The sequence below is a fragment of the Brevundimonas sp. A19_0 genome (assembly GCF_017744255.1).
GTDB lineage: Bacteria > Pseudomonadota > Alphaproteobacteria > Caulobacterales > Caulobacteraceae > Brevundimonas.
Genome location: NZ_JAGHQP010000007.1, coordinates 1 through 18,869, shown reverse-complemented (window position 1 = coordinate 18,869; position 18,869 = coordinate 1). Strand labels below are relative to the sequence as shown.

The following is an 18,869-nucleotide window of genomic DNA, read 5'->3' as shown; positions in this document are numbered from 1 at the left end:
AACCCAGACTCGGCGTCCGCCCGCAAAGAAAGTCGTGCCCCCTGACGTTGCGTCACGTTGCCTATCCTTCACGCCGCCGATAGCGTGACCCCAAGAGCCGCGCCCAATGTCGGCCATACCCATGAATTCCGGAGAGGAACCGATGCACGGATTGATGCAGGACTGGCCCCTGACGGTCGACAAGATACTGGACCACGCCAGGAACTGGCACCCGCACCGCGAGGTCGTCACGCGCTCGGTCGAGGGGCCGGTGGTGCGCACCACCTATGCCGACATCCATGATCGGGCCCGCCGGGTCTCGAATGTGCTCAAGTCCTGGGATGTGAAGGTCGGCGACCGCGTTGCGACCCTCGCGTGGAATACGGGCCGCCATATCGAGGCCTGGTACGGCATCATGGGCATCGGGGCGGTTTGTCACACGCTGAATCCGCGCCTGTTCCCCGAACAGCTGATCTACATCATCAACCACGCCGAAGACCGCATCATCTTCGTCGACCTGACCTTCGTGCCCCTGCTTGAGGCCGTGCTGCCGCACTGTCCGACAGTCGAGCGCGTGGTGGTCATGACCGACCAGTGGAACATGCCGGCCACCAAACTGCCCAAGGCCGAATGCTATGAGCAGCTGGTCGAGGAATCCTCGTCGGATGTCGAATGGGGCGGGTTCGACGAACAGACGGCCTGCGGCCTCTGCTACACCTCGGGCACGACCGGCAATCCGAAAGGGGTGCTGTACTCGCACCGCTCGAACTTCATCCACACTCTGCTGGGCCTGCAGACGACCGTGCTGGGGGCTACGCCCAGCGAGGTGATCCTGCCGGTCGTGCCGATGTTCCACGCCAACGCCTGGGGCATCGCGTTTGGCGGTCCGGCGGCGGGCTCCAAACTGGTCATGCCGGGCGCCAAGATGGACGGCGAGTCCATCTATGAGCTGCTGGAGAGCGAGGGGGTGACCTTCTCGGCCGCCGTGCCGACCGTCTGGCAGGGTCTGCTGGCGCACCTGCGGGACAACAACCTCAAGCTCTCGACCGTCAAGCGGGTTCTGATCGGCGGCTCTGCCGTGCCCGAGAGCCTGATCCGGGCCTTCCACGACGAGTTCGGCATCGAGGTGCTGCAGGGCTGGGGCATGACCGAGACCTCGCCGATCGGCACCCTGTCGAACCTGACGCCGGAGCTGGCCGCCCTGCCGTACGACGAGCAGATGAAGTGGCGGACCAAACAGGGCATGCCGCCGCTGGGCGTCGAGCTGAAGCTCAAGAACTATGCGGGCCAGGAAATGCCACACGACGGCAAGACCTACGGCCGCCTGATGGTGCGCGGACCGACGATCGCCGGGGCCTACTTCAAGGACGAGGGTGGCAAGATCCTCGATAACGAGGGCTTCTTCGATACGGGCGACGTTTCGACCATCGACGAGCACGGCTTCATGCAGATCACTGACCGCGCCAAGGATGTGATCAAGTCGGGTGGGGAATGGATCAGTTCGATCGACATCGAGAACATCGCCATGGGCCATCCCAAGGTTGATCTGGCGGCTGTGATCGGCGCGGCCCATCCCAAGTGGGACGAGCGCCCGGTGCTGGTCATCAAGCTCAAGCCCGGCCAGACCGAGGACAAGCAGGAGCACCTCGATTTCCTGAAGGGCAAGATCGCCAAATGGTGGATGCCCGACGATGTGGTGTTCGTCGATGACATCCCGCTGGGCGCCACCGGCAAGATCGACAAGAAGGTCGTGCGCGAGCAGCTGAAAGACTACGTCCTGCCGACTGCGCAAGGCTGATCCCATGGCGCGGCATGGCCGATCGCAGTCCCTGACCCTGCTGCTGATGGCGGGGGTGCTGTCGGCGCCGGTTCTGGTGTTCGTCGCCATGTTCGGCCAGCGCTTCTGGGGCTGGAGCCGCGACCTGGCCCTCGACACCCTCACGCTGGCCGTCGCGCCGTGGCTGCTGGCGGTCGGCGCGATCTGTGCCCTGATCCTGCTCTGGCGCGCTGCCCGGTTCGGCGCCATGGGATGGCTGACGGCCCTGGCGGCTGTGGCTGTGGTCGGGGGAGGGATCTGGCTGTTCCTGACCAGCCCCTATGGCCCGATGGCCGGACCCGAGGGCCCGCACGATGTCAGCACCGATATCGTCGAGCTGCCGGCTTACTCAGCCCGGCTGCAGCGCCTGCATGGGGATGCCGTGGCCGCGACCTGTTCCGGCGTCGCGAGCATTCCGACCCAGCTTCAGGCCGAAGATGTGGGCGAGGCGCTGCAGAGAGCCGGATTCCGGCCTGCACCGTCGTCCCTGTTCCGCGTCGAGGGCACCCACACCGGTCTGTGGTTCCTGATGCAGCACGACGCCACGGTCCGCATCCGGCCCGGCCAGACTGATGTGCGGGTGACCGCCCGGTCGGATCGTCCGCAGGGTGACGAGGCCTGTCGCCTGCTGGCCCGGATCGTCCGCGAGCTTCAGCCCCGCAGGTGATAGGTCGTCGCGGCTGAGGGTTCGCCCGCAGCGATGACGTCTCCGCGCCGGTCAAGCCGGACCAGATGCGCCAGAAGGGACTGTGCCGCCGCCGGCCACAGAGCCCGGTCGATCCCGGCATACAGGGCCGGCACCATGTCCAGCGCCGAGGCCGGGCCGTGGACCAGCTGATCCAGCACCTGCCGGTCGCGCTCCAGCCGGTGGGCCTTCAGCGCCTCGAGAAAGGGCAGGGGATCGGTGACCGGACCCCCATGGGTCGGCCACAGGGTGTCGTAGTTGCCCGCGATCACCCGTTCGAGACTATCCATATAGGCGTCCATGTCGCCGTCGGGCGGAGACACCACGCTGGTCGACCAGCCCATCACATGGTCACCGCTGAAAAGGGCGTTCTCCTCGGGAAGGGCAAAGGCCAGGTGTTCGGTGGCATGGCCCGGGGTCGCGACCGCGCGGAGGGTCCAGCCGTCGCCCCGCACCTCATCTCCGTCGCCCAGCACCGTATCGGGCGCGACCGCTGCATGCCCCAGAACCGGTGCGCCGACAGCCTGGGCAAACGGCCTGGCCAGCGGCAGATGGTCGGCATGGCCATGGGTGACCAGCACAGCGGTGACGGTCTCTCCCTCGACCGCCTTCAGCAGGGCCGTCAGATGGTCGGCATCGTCGGGGCCGGGATCGATCACGGCGACCGACGCGCCGTTCCCGACGATGAAGGTGCCCGTCCCCGCAAAGGTGAAGGGGCCGGGGTTGCGGGCCAGCACCCGCCGGATCAGGGGTGTGAGGCGCTCGGCCTCGCCGTACCGGGGGACGAACTCACGCACGAACGGAATGGCCATGCTCATACCGGCTGCTCGCCCCGCGTCTGGCCCGGGCCTTGCGTTAAGAGGTCGTAAACCTTCTGCGGAGTGCTTTTCATGGCCCGGACCCTGGCTCTGGATGTGTCAAATCGGCTCTTGCCGGTCGCTGTCGCCATCCTGTGTATCATGGCGAGCCAGCTGGTGGTGGCGTCCTGCACGCCCGAGCCGGCCCCCTATGCGTCACGGGTCGCGATCATCCGCTAGCGCACGCGCGAAGCGGCGACTCACGCGGCTGCCCCCACGGAAAGATTTCGCGCGTGCCGAGGGTAGCTGCGCACGATCGTTCCCCGAACGCGGATACACGTGTGAGGCGTGACACCGGTTACAGCCTCCCCAGCCGTGCGAAAAGGGGAAAGAAAGGGTAATAAATACAGCGAACTGACTGCACTGTGGCCTGATTACGACAATGGCGCGACTAATGGGTTACGAACCTGTAATTGTCGTGCACCTCCCAAATCCGGGGTCTAAGGTTTCGAGTATTCTGTGCGCATTGGGGCGTGCAGATAATGGGTGTCGAGACGCGGGGGACCCCTCGGGGACTTCGTTTCGACTACAGGAGGACGAAGCTTGAAAACCCAGACCATTCGCCAACGCCTGTTGCATTCGACCATGATTGGCGGTGCCGCCCTCATGGCGATTGTGGCGGTCCCGGCTGTCACCATGCTGACGCCGACCACAGCAGTCGCCCAGACGCAAACGGGCGCCCTGCGTATCACTGTGACCGGAAACGACGGCCTGCCGCTGGCGGGTGCGACCGTGACCGTAAGCTCGCCGAGCAGCCTCGTGACCCGTTCGGGTGTCACCGACGCCGACGGCCGCGTCCGTATCGGTGGTCTCGACCCCGCGACCAACTACACCGTGGCGGTGTCGGCCCCGGGCTATGAGCCCTTCGGTGCCGAAAATGTCGCCGTCATCAGCGGCCGTGACCTGTCGGTCGGCTATGTACTGCTGGCCAACACCGGCAACGTCGCCACCGTCGACGACATCATCGTGACCGGCCGCTCGCTGGCCGCCGTGGACGTCACCTCGGCGACCGTCGGCACCACCCTGACCCTGGACATCGTGGAATCGCTGCCCACGGGCCGTAGCTATCAGAGCTATCTGCAACTGGTGCCGGGCGTGAAGCCCAGTGAATCGGGCAACCCGTCCTCGCGTTCGGGCGTGAACTATTCGGACATCGGCGGTACGTCGGGTTCGTCGTCGGACAACGTCTACTACATCGATGGTGTGGACGTGACCGACCCGACCACGGGGACCTTCGGCGCCAACTTCAACTCGGAAATCATCCAGGAACAACAGGTCATCGTCGGCGGCGTGCCCGCCGAGTATGCCGGTGGTTCGGGCCTGATCTCGCGCGTCATCACCAAGTCGGGCAGCAACGAGTTCCACGGCTCGCTGAACTACTACCTGCAGAACGACAATCTGGTTGCCGAGGACGAGCACAACACCTCGGGCGGCTTCTCGACCTACGACACGGCCGTGACCCTGGGCGGACCGATCCTTCAGGATCGCCTGTGGTTCTTCGCGTCGTACCAGAAGAAGCACCGCGAGGATGACGTCGAGGATCCGAACTCGGGCGCCCTGCTGCGCTCGGTGACCAACGACGGCGAGTACGGCTTCGGCAAGGTCACCTGGCAGATAACGCCGGATGATCGTCTGACCGCGACCTTCTTCAACGACCCGACGGAAATCAGCGGCTCGAACGACTCGGGCGTGCTGAACAACCGCGACCGGGCCCGCGAGCAGGGCGGCGACAACTACAAGATCGACTACTCGCACTTCTTCGGTGACCTGGTCGTCAACGGCTACTTCTTCCGTCACGAAGGGCAGCTGTCGTCGATCGCCGCCGACCAGTCGACGCGCGACAACGTCGCCTTCGCCAGTTCGGCCAACTCGACGCTGCAACAGCGCTCGCTGGGCGGCTTCGGCTCGAACATCGAGACCGAGCGCAACCGTGATGAGTGGGGTATCAACTTCGAATACTACCGCGACACGGCCTGGGGCAGCCACACCATCAAGGGTGGCTTCCTGAGCACCGAGAACATCTACGCCGAGACCAGCTCGATCCCCGGTGGCTCGAACTATGCGTCGCTGGCGGCGGCCTATGCCGGCACGACGTTCAACCAGTACACCACCGGCAGCTGGACCTCGACGTCCATCAGTGCGTCGGACAGCGGTCGTATCATCCAGGCCCTGAACGCCAACCCGACAGCGCGTGCGGCGGTCGATACCGACAACAACGGCACCGTTTCGCAGGCCGAGCTGGACGCCTACCAGTTCACCAGCACCGCGGGTAACCCGTACGGCAACGTCAACGTCTATCGCGTCACGCGTACGTCGAACGCTCCGTACGAAGTCCGCAGCGAAGGCCAGACCCTGTATCTGCAGGACACCTGGACCATGGATCGCCTGACGATCAACGCCGGTGTCCGCGCCGAGAAGTGGGAGCATTTCGCCTCCGACGGCTCGAAGGTCGCGACGTTCGACTGGGAAATCGCGCCCCGTCTGAGCGCCGTGTATGACCTGAACGGCGACGGCCGCAGCAAGGTGTTCGGCTTCGTGGGTCGCTACTATGACCCGATCCGCAACAACATGTCGGACTTCGCCGGTGCCCTGACCGGTCCGGTCGATGAAGAGCAGATCTTCATCGGTGGCCAGTGGGTCACGTTCCGGACCCGCGGTGGTACCACCACCCCGGACGCCCTGTTCGCGCCCTCGACCAAGACGCCGTACACCGACGAGTTCATGATCGGCTACTCGACCACCTTCGGTTCGAGCGTCGGTCTGTCGGCCAGCATCACCCGTCGCCAGACGCGTGACATCCTGGAAGACTTCGACCTGAGCCTGTACTCGGATCCGACCCTGACCGCCGGTACGGCCGGTGTCGGCTATGCGTACGACGGGTCGCTGTTCTACCTGCCGTACTCGTACTTCGGCTATTCTTCGGCGCCGAACTCGAACTACGTCATCGGCACCCTGCCGGGCGGCGAGCGGAACTACACCGGTTTCGAAATCTCGCTGACGAAGTTCAAGACCGACAACTGGCAAGGGCAGGTGTCGTACACCTACAACGACGCCGAGGGTAACTCGAACTCCGACTCGAACGCCGACTTCCAGGGTGACTGGATCGCGCTCGATCCGCGCGCGCCGAACATCTACGGTCCGCAACCTGGCAGCATCGAGCACCAGTTCAAGGCCTATGGCTCGTATGACTTCGACTTCGGTCTGCAGGTCTCGGGTGTGTTCAACTGGAACAGCGGTCTGCTCTACACGCCGTCGCAGCTGGTCTACGGCCGTTACCTGCCCCTCATGGGCGGCGTGACGACCTTCGGTGGCGTGCAGGATACCTACGCCCTGCCGAACATCGTCGGCTCGGAAACGGGACCGTCGTACTACACCTTCGACATGCGCTTTAAGTATGTGCGTGATCTGCCGGTGGGTGAGGCCGAGTTCTTCCTGGACATCTTCAACGTCCTGAACAACCAGGCCGCCACCAACGAAGAAGCCCTGTTCGCGGGTAGCGGGCAGTACGCCTTCGGTGAGGCCAACTCCTGGGTCGCCCCGCGGCGTGCCTATCTGGGGGTTCGCTTCTCCTTCTGATCCGGACCTCGGTCCTGATGGGGAAATGCCGGCGCGAAAGCGCCGGCATTTTTCTTTTGTGGGCCGTTTATCGAGGGCCAGGCGGAACCGCCGTCAAAATGCCCGGTTGAACGGTGAGGCTTCGGCCGACGACCGGGGGCCTCCCCCTCAGACTTCAGGACCACAATGATCGTTCGTACGCTTCTCCTTGGAACCACCCTCGCCCTCGGGCTCGCCGGCACGGCCGCCGCACAGGACGCCGTCATCCGGACGGGGGGCACCGACGCGGTGTTTGCCTCGCAGAACACCGAGCGCATGTGGGAAGCCGTCGCCTATTCCAACCCGCTGCCGCCCGGCGCGCCGACGGCCGATTATCCGCTGGTCGCCTGGTGCGAGGCCATGGTCAGCGGGCATGTAACCCTGGGGCAGAGCCTTGAAACCGATGACGAACTGGATCTGGAGCTGATCCAGCTGGGGCAGGCGGAAGCCCGCAAATTCACGCGTGCCCTTGAGGCCGCGGCCCCGCGCCAGACCCCGGAGAGCCTGGCCACCGCCGAAGCGGCCGCGGCGGCCGTCCGGGCCAGCTGGGCCCATGTCATGCAGCAGGACCTGGCGACGCGCGACCAGACCTTCGGCCTGTTCTTCGGCCTGCCGGGACGCTGCGAACATGCAGCGCGCCGCATCCGCGACAACATCACCACTCCGCCGGCGACGCTGGCCGAAGTGGGTCTGGAGCCTGCAGCCGCTACGGAATAGCGGGGCCCCCGTCAGCTACGGGGCGTGTAGTTGAGGATGGGCGCCAGCCAGCGTTCTGCGGTCGCCACGTCCCAGCCCTTGCGCGCGGCATAGTCCTCAACCTGGTCGCGATCGATCTTTCCGACGCCGAAATAGTGGCTGTCGGCATGGCCGAAATAGAGGCCCGAGACCGATGCCGGCGGCGTCATGGCGTAGCTGTCGGTCAGATCCATGCCCGCCGCCTCGCGGGCGTTCAGTATACGGAACAAGGTCGCCTTTTCGGTGTGATCCGGCTGGGCGGGATAGCCGGGGGCAGGGCGGATGCCGAGGTATTTTTCCTCTATCAGCTCCTGAACCGAAGTCTCCTCGTCGGACGCATAGCCCCACAGTTCGGTACGCACCGTCTTGTGCAGGCGTTCGGCGAAGGCCTCGGCCAGACGGTCGGCGAGGGCGGTCGCCAGGATGGCGGAATAGTCGTCGCCCGCCTCGCGGAAGCGCCGGGCGATCTCGAGCTCTCCGTGGCCGGCGGTGACGGCAAAGGCGCCGATATGGTCGGCCCCGTCTTCCGACACGAAGTCGGACAGGGCCAGATTGGGCTTGCCGTTGGCCTTGGCGATCTGCTGACGCAGGGTGTGGAAGCGGGCCAGCTCGGTCGTGCGCCCGGCGTCCGTCCAGACCACAATGTCGTCACCTCGCGCATTGGCGGGCCAGAAGCCGACCACGCCGCGGGCCGTGAACCAGCGCTCGTCGATGATGCGCTTCAGCATCGCCTGGGCGTCCTCGAAAAGGTCGCGCGCGGCCCCGCCGACGATGTCGTCTTCCAGAATCTGCGGATAGCGGCCGATCAGTTCCCAGCTGGCAAAGAAGGGCGTCCAGTCGATGTGATCGGCCAGATCCGAGAGGTTCCAGGCGTCAAACGTCCGTGTACCGATGAACGAGGGCGCGGCAGGAAGCGCGGCATCGTCGTCCGCTCGCCAGCGGTTGGCCCGGGCCTGTCCGATCGGCGCTCGGGCCTTGGTGTCCTGACTGCGCGCATATTGCTCGCGGATGCGGACATATTCCTCGCGCGTTGCGGCCTCGTTGCGGGCCCGGTCGTCCTTCGACAGCAGGCCGGACACCACGCTGACCGCGCGGGAGGCGTCAACGACATAGGTTGTCGAGCCCCGCGCATAGGCCGGCTCGATCTTGACCGCCGTATGGGTCCGGCTGGTCGTCGCGCCGCCGATCAGCAGCGGTATGTCGAACCCGCGCCGCTCCATTTCCGAAGCGACGAAGACCATCTCGTCCAGCGACGGCGTGATCAGGCCCGACAGGCCGACGATGTCGACCTTGTGCTCGACCGCGGCGTCCAGAATGCGATCGGCCGGAACCATGACGCCCAGATCGATGACCTCATAGTTGTTACACTGCAGCACGACGCCGACGATGTTCTTGCCGATGTCGTGCACGTCGCCCTTGACCGTGGCCATCAGGATGCGACCCGCCTGTTCGCGCGGTTTGCCGGCCTTCTCGGCCTCCAGGAAGGGCTCCAGCCAGGCGACCGCCTGCTTCATCACCCGGGCCGACTTCACCACCTGCGGCAGAAACATCTTGCCCGAGCCGAACAGGTCCCCGACGACATTCATGCCGTCCATCAGGGGGCCTTCGATGACATGCAGGGGGCGCTCGGCGGCCTGGCGCGCCTCCTCGGTGTCGGCCTCGATGAACTCGGTGATGCCGTGCACCAGGGCGTGCTCGATCCGCTTGCCGACCGGGGCATCCCGCCACTTCAGGTCCACGACCCGGGCCTGCCCCTTGTCGCCCTTGTAGCGGGGGGCCAGATCGACCAGCCGCTCGGTGTTCGACACATCGGTGCGCTGCGGCCGGTTCAGGATCACATCCTCGACCGCCTCGCGCAGGGTGGGGTCGATGTCATCATAGACCGGCAGGTCTCCGGCATTGACGATGCCCATGTCCATGCCGGCCTGGATGGCGTGGTACAGGAAGACCGAGTGGATCGCCCGCCGCACCGGCTCATTGCCGCGGAAGCTGAATGAGACGTTCGACACCCCGCCGGACACTCGCGCGTAGGGCAGGGCCTCCTTGATGACGCGCGTCGCCTCGATGAAGTCGACGGCATAGTTGTCGTGGTCCTCGATCCCCGTCGCCACGGCAAAAATGTTGGGGTCGAAGATGGTGTCCTCGGGCGGGAATCCGACCTCGTCCACAAGGATCCGGTAAGCCCGCGTGCAGATCTCGATCTTGCGCGCGGCGGTGTCGGCCTGACCGTCCTCGTCGAAGGCCATGACAACCACGGCGGCGCCGTAGCGCAGGCATTTCAGCGCCTGTTCGCGGAACTCGGCCTCACCCGCCTTCAGCGAGATCGAGTTCACGATCGGCTTGCCCTGGACGCATTTCAGCCCCGCCTCGATCACCTCCCACTTCGAGCTGTCGATCATCACCGGCACCCGGGCGATGTCCGGCTCGGCCGCGATCAGATTGAGGAAGGTCCGCATGGCGACGGCGCCGTCCAGCAGGCCCTCGTCCATATTGATGTCGATGATGGCCGCGCCGGCCTCGACCTGCTGGCGGGCAACATCCAGCGCCGCGCCATAGTCGCCCGCGACGATCAGCTTCCGGAATTTGGCCGAGCCGGTGACATTGGTCCGCTCGCCGACATTGATGAAGGTGGGACGCACTACGCTACCAGTTCAAACGGTTCGAGGCCGGACAGCCGCATGGCCACCGGCCGCTCCGGGATTTGCCGCGTCGGCAGTTTCGACACCGCCTCGGCCGTATGCCGGATGTGCTCCGGCGTGGTCCCGCAACAGCCGCCGACGATATTGACCAGACCCGAGGCCGCCCATTCCTCGATGAAATGGGCGGTCTGGTGGGGTTCCTCGTCATACTGGCCCATGGCGTTGGGCAGGCCGGCGTTGGGGTAGGCGGCGACCAGGGTGTCGGCCACGCGGCTCAGCTCGGCAATGAAGGGCCGCATCAGGTCGGCCCCGAGGGCGCAGTTGAAGCCGATGGCGAACGGCCTGGCATGTCGCACGCTGTTCCAGAAGGCCTCGGCCGTCTGGCCCGACAGGGTCCGCCCCGACCGGTCGGTGATGGTGCCCGAAATCCAGATCGGCAGGGGCTCCATCCCCTCGTCCTCGAGGTCCTTGATGGCCTTGATCGCCGCCTTGCAGTTCAGCGTGTCGGTGATGGTCTCGATCAGATAGAGGTGCACCCCGCCTTCGTTCAGCGCCTGAACCTGATGGCGATAGGCGTCATAGACCTGATCGAAGGTCACGCTGCGGGCGCCGGGATCGTTCACGTCGGACGACATCGACAGCATCTTGTTCAGCGGCCCGATCGAACCGGCGGCAAAGCGGGGCTTGTGCGGCTCTTTCGCCGTCCAGCGGTCGGCGGCGGCGCGGGCCAGTTTGGCGCCCTCCAGATTGATGTCCCGAACCGCCTGGGCATCCAGTTTGTAATCGTCCTGGGCGATGACGGTGGCGCTGAAGGTATTGGTCTCGCTGATGTCGGCGCCGGCGCCGAAATACTGGTCGTGCAGGTCGGCGATCACGTCCGGGCGGGTCAGACAGAGGATGTCGTTATTGCCCTTCAACTGGCCGGTATGATCCGCGAAGCGCTCGCCGCGAAAGTCTGCCTCGTCGAGGTTGCCGCGCTGGATCATGACGCCCCAGGCCCCGTCAAGGACGAGGATGCGCTCGCGGGCTGCGGCGTGCAGGGCTTCGATGCGGTCGGCACGGGTCATCGGCGATCTTCCGCCAGCTGACGTCGCAGCTCGGCCTCGAAGGCGTCGTGATAGGCCTTAACGATCTCGCCCAAGGCGGCGGAGTCGACGAACGCGTTGGCGTCGCCCGCGAGCTGGCGCTCCCGCCGTTCGAACAGATCAGCCACCTCGGGGTGGTTGGCCAGCACCACATCGGCCTTGATCCCGCCCAACCGTTGGAAGGTCCGGCGGTAGTCGGCGACGATCCCCGGATACTCCGTATTGCCGTCGAGGCGGTTCCCCCCGATGGAGGCACTGCAGAAGAACAGCACGTTGAGATCACGGTCGTGATCCCGGACCGGCAGGCTCCAGTTCGTGCAGCCTGCCGTGTGGCCGGGCGTGATGATGGCCGTCAGGCGAACGCCGCCGAGCTCGATCGTCTCGCCATCGGCGATCACCTGATCGACATGGACGGGCGGAAACCACCAGGTTCCGTAGTTGGTCAGGCCGTGATGGCGCCCTGACTCCAGAGCCCCCCGGTCGCCTTCACTGGCAATGATCCGGGCGCCGGTCACCGCCTGGAGTTCTGCCAGACCGCCCGCATGATCGACATGGGCGTGGGTGTTCAGCAGGATCCGGACGTCGGTCGGTTCAAAGCCCAGTTCGCGGATGGACTGGATGATGCGCGGAGCTGATTCCGGCAGGCCGCCGTCGATCAGGATGTGACCTTCGGGGGTCGTGATCAGCCAGGCGCCCAGCCCGGCGACACCTACAAAATGCACATTGCCCACAACGGTGAACGGCGGGGCGGGGCGGTTCCATTCCACCCGCGCGTCTTCTTCGTCCTGGGCCAGAGCGGGCGCCGCGCCCAGCATCAGGGCCACAGCCAGAAGGATGGATCGCAGCATCAGGCGGCCCCCACGGAGGTTTCTCGCACGCCCAGCACCCGGCAGATGGCATAGACCAGGTCGGCGCGGTTCAGGGTGTAGAAGTGGAAGTCGGAAAAGCCCTCTTCCTGCAGGCGCGCGCACATTTCGGCGGCGACCGAGGCGGCCAGCAGCTTGCGGGTCTCGGGGTCGTTGTCGAGGCCCTCGAAGTGCGCGGCCAGCCAGTCGGGGACGGCGGCGCCGCAGGCCGCACTCATCCGCTTCAGGGCATTGAAGTTCGAGACCGGCATGATGCCGGGGGTCAGGGGCACCGTGATGCCCGCCGCCCGAACCCGGTCGCGGAACCGCAGGAAGGCATCGATGTCGAAGAAGAACTGGCTGACCGCCCGGGTTGCGCCCGCGTCCACCTTGGCCTTCAGCACCTCGATGTCGTGGTCCAGCGAGGGGCTCTCCGGATGTTTCTCGGGATACACTCCGACCGAGATTTCCATGTCGCCGTGGCGGGCGATGGCGGCGGTCAGCTCGGTGGCATTGGCATAGCCGTCAGCCCGCGGCTGATAGATGCCGCCGATTCCGTTGCCGCCCGGCGGATCGCCCCGCAGGGCCACGATGTGGCGCACGCCCGCTGCCTTGTATTCGGCAATCACCTCGTCGACCTCGTCGCGCGAGGCCTCGACGCAGGTCAGGTGGGCGGCCGGGGCCAGGCCCGTCTCGGCCAGAATGCGCTGGACCGTCCGGTGGGTGCGCTCACGGGTCGACCCCCCCGCGCCATAGGTGACCGACACAAACCCGGGGTTCAGGGGTTCAAGGCGCCGGATCGCCTTCCACAGATTGGCCTCGGCCTCATCCGACTTGGGCGGGAAGAATTCGAACGAGACATTGACGGCATTGCGGTTGCTGCCCGCCCGCGCGACCGGTCCGAGGGGCGACAGCAGCAGGGCCCGGGCTTCGGCAAGCGAGGTCATGACGCGCGCTGCCGACGGGCTTCGGCCGGGCGGGTGGCCGTCCAGATCAGCACGGTCAGGCCGTCCTTGTCCGGGGGGAGGGCGATAGGCGCGCTGGCGGTCAGACCGGCATGGTCCAGCCACCCCTTGATCTCGGCGTCGGTGAAGCCCAGCCGCCGGTGTTGATGCTGGTCCCGCAATTCCTCGAGGTCATGGGGGGCAAAGTCCACGATCAGCAGCTTGCCTCCCGGCATGACCAGACGCGCCGCCTCGCTGACCGCGGCGGCCGGGTCGGACAGGTAGTGCAGGACCTGATGGACCAGCACCAGATCGGCGCTCTGCGAGGGCAGGCGGGTGGCGAAGATATCACCGTGACGCAGCTCAACCCGGCCCACGCCCGCCTGGGCCACCTTGGCGCGCGCGATATTCAGCATGTTCTGGGACAGGTCCAGGCCGACCGCCATGCGCGCCCGTCCGCCCAGCAGGGTCAGCATACGGCCCGAGCCGGTGCCCAGATCGACCAGCCGTTCGAAGGGGCCCGGGCCGGCGGCGCGCTCGATGGCGGCCTCGACCGCCGATTCGCAGACATACAGCGAGCGGATTCGGTCCCACTGGGGCGCGACCTGCTCGAAATAGGCCTCTGCGGCGGCGTCGCGGTCGCGGCGCACCTCTTCCAGCCGGCGATGGTCCTGCTCGCTCGAGCGGTCATCCAGCAGGTCCAGAACCGTGTCGACCAGCCGGCGGGCCGTGGGCTCGGACGACAGGCGGTAATAGACGCGCGCGCCATCGGGGAAGCGTTCGATCAACCCGGCTTCCGTCATCAGCTTCAGGTGACGCGATACGCGCGGCTGGCTCTGGTCGAGGATGTGCGACAACTCCATCACCGACAGTTCGTCACCGGCCAGCAACGCCAGCACGCGCAGGCGCGTGGGTTCGCCAGCGCCCCGCAAGGCCTCAATCGTCTGGTCGGCACTCCAATTCATGAAATCATATAAAGATATCCTTATACGATTATGCAAGCAAAATCCGGCGACGGAACGTGCCGGTACGAGCGTGAGTTTGTCGTAGGTGCAGCGCGGAGACAGAATATGCCGAAGATTTATCCATTCGGGGTCGTGGGCCTGATCCTGGCCGTGTCGGCCTGCGGGCCCGCTCCGGAGCGGGAGGACGATGCAGCCGCTGTGGCCACCGAGGCTCCGGCGCCGGAACCGACCGAGCAGGCCGCAGGAGAAGCAGCGAGCCTGCCGCCGCCGGGCGAGAATAGCGTCCCGGCCGGGGCGCCCCGGCCGAGGCGCGACCGGGGCGAGCAGACCCTGCGCGGTCTTGAGCAACGGATGCTGGCCGGCTTCGACCGTCAGGACATCGATGGTGACGGCCGCCTGACCCCCGACGAACTGGGTGCAGGCGAGGGGCCGGACGGGGCCCGCATGCTGCGCCGGGCGGATGAGGACGGCGACGGAACCCTGACCCGCGATGAGGTCCGCCGGGCTGCGACGCGCCTGTTCGCCATGATGGACGTGGACGGCGACGGTGTCGTGACCGCCGAGGAGCGTCCTGCGCGCCGACCCTAGTCCGCCGCGCGGTCGCCTGGCCGGTTGCGCGAGGCCGCGAGGCTGGACCAGCTGCGGAAATCGACCTTGCCCTGGGACGTGACGGGCGCATCAGTCAGGCTGGCCAGCCGCCGCTTGTTGACGTGGGCCTCGGCCTTGCGCGCGCCGTCCGGATACTGGCCCCGGAAGTAGAAACGCTGCCAGGCCTCGCGCAGCGCCGCCGGGTCACCGCCCGCCATCCGCTGGTTGAAGTCCGTGCGCTTTTCCTTCCACGCCTCATATTCCCCGGCCACCGCCGGATCCTGGTCGAGGGTCAGCTTGACGGGCTGGAAGGCCTCGATCTGGCGATGGGGCACGGGACTGATGAAGCAGAAGGGCTCGCCCTTTTCGAAGCGCACCTTGCCCGGACGGGTGAACTGCCAGTTCATGGTGAAGGGGTAGGGCAGCCAGTCGGTCTCGATCAGCCCCTCCAGCGCGGCGATCCCGTCCTTGGGCCGGTTGGGGGTGCCCGAGGCCCGAAGCGCCCAGCCCGGGGGCGTCCGGAACATCCAGCCCAGATGGAAGGTCAGCACCCCGTGGCTGAAGTGCGAGGCGACCACATGGTCCGGATAGAGGGCGCCCTCGTCGAACGTAAGACGGATGTCCTCGACATTCATGCCCCCGGTCCACTCGGCCTCGAAGCCGAAGGGGCACAGCACGTCCCAGCCCGTAGTATTTGCCATGGTCAGCGGCAGGCAGCGATAGGCATGGCGCGCGGCGAAGGCATCCATCCAGTCGCGTTCGGGGCGACCGGGCTTCAGTTCGGGCGGCTCGGGCGTGAGGGGTACGCATTCCAGGCGGAAGGCATTGGAGGCAGCAGGCTGGGTCACGGACACCCCTCACGAAAGGCAACAACAGGCGGCACAGACAGGCGCAATTCGCCCGCCCTGTCCATCGTCTAGTCCGTGACGGGACTGACCAGTGGCTGGTCCGCGAACAGGGCGGCCAGGTTCTGCATCAGCAGCATCAGCATGCCCTGGACCGACTCGGTTGTGGCGCCGGCGGTGTGCGGGGTCAGCACCGTGTTGGGCACATCGGTCCAGCGGTCCGGATCGGTCGGTTCGTCCTCATAGACATCAAGGGCTGCGGCCCCCAGCGTTCCGGCCCTGAGGGCCGCGATCAGGGCGTCCTCGTCGACCAGACTGCCCCGCGCGACATTGACCAGCAGGCCGGAGGGCCCCAGCGCGGCCAGCACCCCGGCATCGATCAGGCCGCGGTTGTCGTCGTCCGCCTTGCAGGCCACCACCAGAATGTCGGACTGACGCGCCAGCGCCAGAAGATTGTCGGCGCGCGGCCATTCGACGTCCTTGGGCCGGGGGCCCCACCAGTCGACGGCCATGCGAAGCGGGCGAGCCCGTTCTGCGATCGCCTGGCCGATCAGCCCCATGCCGACGATGCCGAGCCGGGCGCCCTTGAGCGAGGGGGTGATCAGACGGGACTCGGGCGTCCATCCTCCGCTGCGCAAGGTGCGATCGCCCTCGACCAGCCGCCGGCGCGAGGCGAGGATCAGGCCGATGGCATGGTCGGCGACGTCCTCGTGATTGACCGCCGGCGCGTGGGTGACGGGCAGCCCGCGGGCCCGGCACCAGTCGACATCGATGCCATCATAGCCCGAGGTGAAACAGGCGATCAGCTTCAACGCCGGCAAACGCTCGATCAGCACTGTGTCGAGCGGAAACTCCCCCGCGACGATCAGGGCTTGGATGTCCCGCTCGGCCTCGACCGGGGGATGCTCCCAGAACCGGTAGACATCATAGCTGGATTCCAGAAAGCCGGTCAGCGGCGCCAGATGCCGCTGCATGATCAGGACTGCGGGACGTTGGGTCATGGCTGATCCTTTCTCCTTCGCGGGGCGCTGGCAAGATCGGCGAACCTGTCACGGGTTTCATGCCCCTGCCTCATTCCTGACCCAATTCGCTACAAACGTAGCGCTACATTTGTAGTGAGAGAACGCCATGACCTCCGGCCCCCTCGAGACCCTGCCCAGACGCGAACGCGAGGTGTTCGAAACCCTGTGTCGGCTGGGATCTGCGACGACCGCCAGCCTTCGCTCTGCCCTCAGCGACCCGCTCAGCGATTCCGCGACCCGCACCCTGCTGGTCCGGCTGGAAGCCAAGGGCCTGGTCGCCCGATCCTCGGGGGCAGGGGGCATCGTCTACGCGCCCGTGCCGCGCACGGACTCGGTGGCCGCCGGCGCGCTGCGACGGATGGTCGACACCTTCTTCGCCGGATCGGCAGCCAGCGCCGCCACGGCCCTGCTGGGCATGGGCACCTCGCTCACCCCTGAGGAGGCCGAGGCCCTGCGTAAAACCATCGACAGTCTCAAGTCGTCGTCGGCGGAGGGCGAAGAACAATGATCGCCCCCCTGCTGGTGACTCTGACAGTCAAGGCCGCCGTGATCGGCATGGCGGGTCTGGCCGGTTCGCTGCTGCTGACCCGCCGCCCGGTCGAGCGCGTCGACATCCTGCGCGCGACCGTCTGCGTCCTTCTGGCCCTTCCGCTGGTCACCCTCGTTGTGCCCGCCTGGAATCTGGCGCTGCTGCCTGCGTCATCGGCGGCAGAGGTGGCCACCCTCCCGTCCGGACCGGCCTGGCAGGGCGAGATTGGTCCGGTGGCGGGCCTGTCCGTCTCGGCCGCCATGCCCTGGCCCGGTCCACTCCAGATCGCAGCCATCATCTGGCTCATCGGCAGTCTGGCGGTGGTGGCGCGGCTGGTGGCCGGCGTGATGACGCTGGATCGCTGGAGCGGGGAGGGCAGTCCCGTGACGCAGCCGGTCTGGCGCGCGGCGCTCGCCCGGCTGGCCTCCCGCCGGGCGCCCCGGCTGATCGCGACCCCCCGGCTCGGCGGCCCCGTCAGCTGGGGCGTGCCGCCCGGCACCATCCTGCTGGATTCCGCCAGCCTGTCCGACACCTCGGCCGCCGAGGCCATCCTTGCCCACGAGCTCGCCCATCTGCGGCGCGGCGACTGGATGTTCCTGATGCTCTCGCGGCTGATGCTGGCGGTCTTCTGGTTCAACCCCGTGGCGTGGTTGGTCCACGCCGCCCTCGTCGCGCGGAGCGAGGAAGCCGCCGATGCCGCCGCCGTCGCTGACATGGATCGCCAGACCTATGCCCACGCCCTCGTCCGGCTGGCCAGTCAGCCCAACCCTTCATCACCCGCCCTCTGGGCCTCGACCGCCATGGCGGGAGACGTCCGCCTTCTCAAGAAAAGGATCGCCTGTCTGATGTCTGAACATACCCCCCGTTCACGCCCCTTCGCTGTGGCCATGGCAGTGGCCGGCCTGTCGCTGGTCGCAACGCCGATCGCCGCCCTGCAGGTGACCCAGGATCCGCCGGGCCCGCCGCCGGTCCCGGCTGCGCCCCGGGCACCCGCTGCACCTATTCTGGCGCTCGCGCCCGTGCCGGCACCGCCCGCGCCGCCCGCACCCCCGCGCAGGCTTCAGGATCCGCCCGCCCCGCCGGCGCCGCCCGCGCCTCCGGCCAGCACACGCAGCACCACCACACACTACCGTGTGACGTCCTATGAAGACCTCTCGCCACAGGAACAGGCCGAGGTGGACCGCGCCCGGGCCTCGGCCGAGACCGCCCGTCAGGATGCAGAGGCGGCACGGGTCACGGCCCGGTCGGCCCGGGTGGAAGCCGAGCGCGCGCGGGCCGAAGCAGACGTTGCGCGGGCCGAGGCGGGAAGGGCACGGGCTGAAGCGGCCAGTGCGCGCCAGCAGGCGACCGCAGCACGTCGCGAAGCCGCGCGTCATATGGCCGAGGGCGCGCACGACATGCTGGCCGGCGCCCGCGAGATGCGGGAGGAGGCCGCCCGTCTGGAGGATCCGGCCTATCGCGCCGATCAGATCGCCCGTAGCCGCGCGCGCGGCGAGACCGTGACGGATGCCGAACTGCGCGCACTTGCGCCCCGGCTACGGGAACAGGCCGACGTGATGGAGCGTCAGGCCGCTGAAATGCGGGCCCAGGCCGCCAATATGAGCTGAAGAAGACGGGCGGCCCGGCGTGTGCGGGGCCGCCCTGTGGGGCTTACATCCAGGCCCAGTCGTGAGTGGGCGGGGTGTCGACGGGGTCGGCGCCGGGGGTGTCGGGCAGGTAGAGGCCGTGGCCGCGGCCCTCG

The 18,869-nt window shown here is 67.0% G+C and carries 16 protein-coding genes; 8 read left to right on the top strand and 8 right to left on the bottom strand.

Going from position 1 to position 18,869, the window contains the following annotated elements; all coding sequences use genetic code 11:
• Window positions 1-142 precede the first annotated feature (142 nt).
• Together J7346_RS08400 and J7346_RS08395 are read left to right on the top strand one after the other, a co-directional pair.
• Window positions 143-1,777: a long-chain-fatty-acid--CoA ligase gene (locus tag J7346_RS08400; RefSeq protein ID WP_209119466.1), complete on the top strand. Its 1,635-nt coding sequence runs from the start codon at window positions 143-145 to the stop codon at window positions 1,775-1,777.
• 4 nt (window positions 1,778-1,781) lie between these two features.
• On the top strand, window positions 1,782-2,462 hold the full coding sequence (locus tag J7346_RS08395) for a hypothetical protein (protein WP_209119465.1): 681 nt from the start codon (window positions 1,782-1,784) through the stop codon (window positions 2,460-2,462).
• Here J7346_RS08395 and J7346_RS08390 read toward each other — a convergent pair.
• Window positions 2,447-3,298, bottom strand: coding sequence for an MBL fold metallo-hydrolase (locus J7346_RS08390; protein WP_209119464.1), 852 nt, complete (start codon window positions 3,296-3,298; stop codon window positions 2,447-2,449). The two genes, J7346_RS08395 and J7346_RS08390, sit on opposite strands and share 16 nt — an antisense overlap.
• A 72-nt stretch (window positions 3,299-3,370) precedes the next feature.
• Here J7346_RS08390 and J7346_RS08385 point away from each other — a divergent pair, with 72 nt between their 5' ends.
• The 3 genes from J7346_RS08385 to J7346_RS08375 all read left to right on the top strand — a co-directional run bounded on the left by J7346_RS08385 (window position 3,371) and on the right by J7346_RS08375 (window position 7,648).
• Window positions 3,371-3,517, top strand: coding sequence for a hypothetical protein (locus J7346_RS08385; protein ID WP_209119463.1), 147 nt, complete (start codon window positions 3,371-3,373; stop codon window positions 3,515-3,517).
• A 363-nt stretch (window positions 3,518-3,880) separates the two neighbouring features.
• Window positions 3,881-6,913, top strand: a complete 3,033-nt coding sequence (locus tag J7346_RS08380; RefSeq protein ID WP_209119462.1) for a TonB-dependent receptor — start codon at window positions 3,881-3,883, stop codon at window positions 6,911-6,913.
• Window positions 6,914-7,078: 165 nt separating this feature from the next.
• On the top strand, window positions 7,079-7,648 hold the full coding sequence (locus tag J7346_RS08375; RefSeq protein ID WP_209119461.1) for a hypothetical protein: 570 nt from the start codon (window positions 7,079-7,081) through the stop codon (window positions 7,646-7,648).
• 11 nt (window positions 7,649-7,659) lie between these two features.
• On the opposite strand, the gene metH is transcribed toward J7346_RS08375, so the two are convergent.
• Genes metH through J7346_RS08350 form a run of 5 tightly spaced genes read right to left on the bottom strand, consistent with a single transcriptional unit; the run spans window position 7,660 to window position 14,144 of the window.
• Window positions 7,660-10,305 carry a methionine synthase gene (gene metH / locus J7346_RS08370; RefSeq protein WP_209119460.1) on the bottom strand — a complete coding sequence of 882 codons (2,646 nt, stop codon included), beginning with the start codon at window positions 10,303-10,305 and terminating at the stop codon, window positions 7,660-7,662.
• Window positions 10,305-11,372 (bottom strand): homocysteine S-methyltransferase family protein, encoded by a 1,068-nt coding sequence (locus J7346_RS08365; protein ID WP_209119459.1) that lies wholly within the window; start codon window positions 11,370-11,372, stop codon window positions 10,305-10,307. The genes metH and J7346_RS08365 overlap by 1 nt, the downstream gene beginning before the upstream one ends.
• A complete protein-coding gene (gene bla, locus J7346_RS08360; protein ID WP_209119458.1) occupies window positions 11,369-12,238 on the bottom strand; it encodes a subclass B3 metallo-beta-lactamase in 870 nt (289 codons plus the stop codon). The genes J7346_RS08365 and bla overlap by 4 nt, the downstream gene beginning before the upstream one ends.
• The gene (gene metF / locus J7346_RS08355) at window positions 12,238-13,182 is read right to left on the bottom strand and encodes a methylenetetrahydrofolate reductase [NAD(P)H] (RefSeq protein WP_209119457.1); all 945 of its coding nucleotides are present in this window, start codon (window positions 13,180-13,182) and stop codon (window positions 12,238-12,240) included. The genes bla and metF overlap by 1 nt, the downstream gene beginning before the upstream one ends.
• Window positions 13,179-14,144 carry a metalloregulator ArsR/SmtB family transcription factor gene (locus tag J7346_RS08350; protein WP_209119456.1) on the bottom strand — a complete coding sequence of 322 codons (966 nt, stop codon included), beginning with the start codon at window positions 14,142-14,144 and terminating at the stop codon, window positions 13,179-13,181. Before J7346_RS08350 ends, metF begins: the two co-directional genes overlap by 4 nt.
• Window positions 14,145-14,249: 105 nt before the next feature.
• On the opposite strand from J7346_RS08350, the gene J7346_RS08345 reads away from it, so the two are divergent.
• Window positions 14,250-14,732: an EF-hand domain-containing protein gene (locus tag J7346_RS08345; protein ID WP_209119455.1), complete on the top strand. Its 483-nt coding sequence runs from the start codon at window positions 14,250-14,252 to the stop codon at window positions 14,730-14,732.
• Here J7346_RS08345 and J7346_RS08340 read toward each other — a convergent pair.
• Both J7346_RS08340 and J7346_RS08335 read right to left on the bottom strand, forming a co-directional pair.
• Window positions 14,729-15,580: a DUF6065 family protein gene (locus J7346_RS08340; RefSeq protein WP_348521477.1), complete on the bottom strand. Its 852-nt coding sequence runs from the start codon at window positions 15,578-15,580 to the stop codon at window positions 14,729-14,731. The genes J7346_RS08345 and J7346_RS08340 overlap by 4 nt on opposite strands.
• Window positions 15,581-15,648: 68 nt before the next feature.
• Window positions 15,649-16,578, bottom strand: coding sequence for a 2-hydroxyacid dehydrogenase (locus J7346_RS08335; RefSeq protein ID WP_209119454.1), 930 nt, complete (start codon window positions 16,576-16,578; stop codon window positions 15,649-15,651).
• 127 nt (window positions 16,579-16,705) lie between these two features.
• On the opposite strand from J7346_RS08335, the gene J7346_RS08330 reads away from it, so the two are divergent.
• The gene (locus J7346_RS08330; protein WP_209119453.1) at window positions 16,706-17,107 is read left to right on the top strand and encodes a BlaI/MecI/CopY family transcriptional regulator; all 402 of its coding nucleotides are present in this window, start codon (window positions 16,706-16,708) and stop codon (window positions 17,105-17,107) included.
• Window positions 17,104-18,735, top strand: a complete 1,632-nt coding sequence (locus J7346_RS08325) for a M56 family metallopeptidase (RefSeq protein ID WP_209119452.1) — start codon at window positions 17,104-17,106, stop codon at window positions 18,733-18,735. Before J7346_RS08330 ends, J7346_RS08325 begins: the two co-directional genes overlap by 4 nt.
• The last annotated feature ends 134 nt before the right edge of the window (window positions 18,736-18,869 follow it).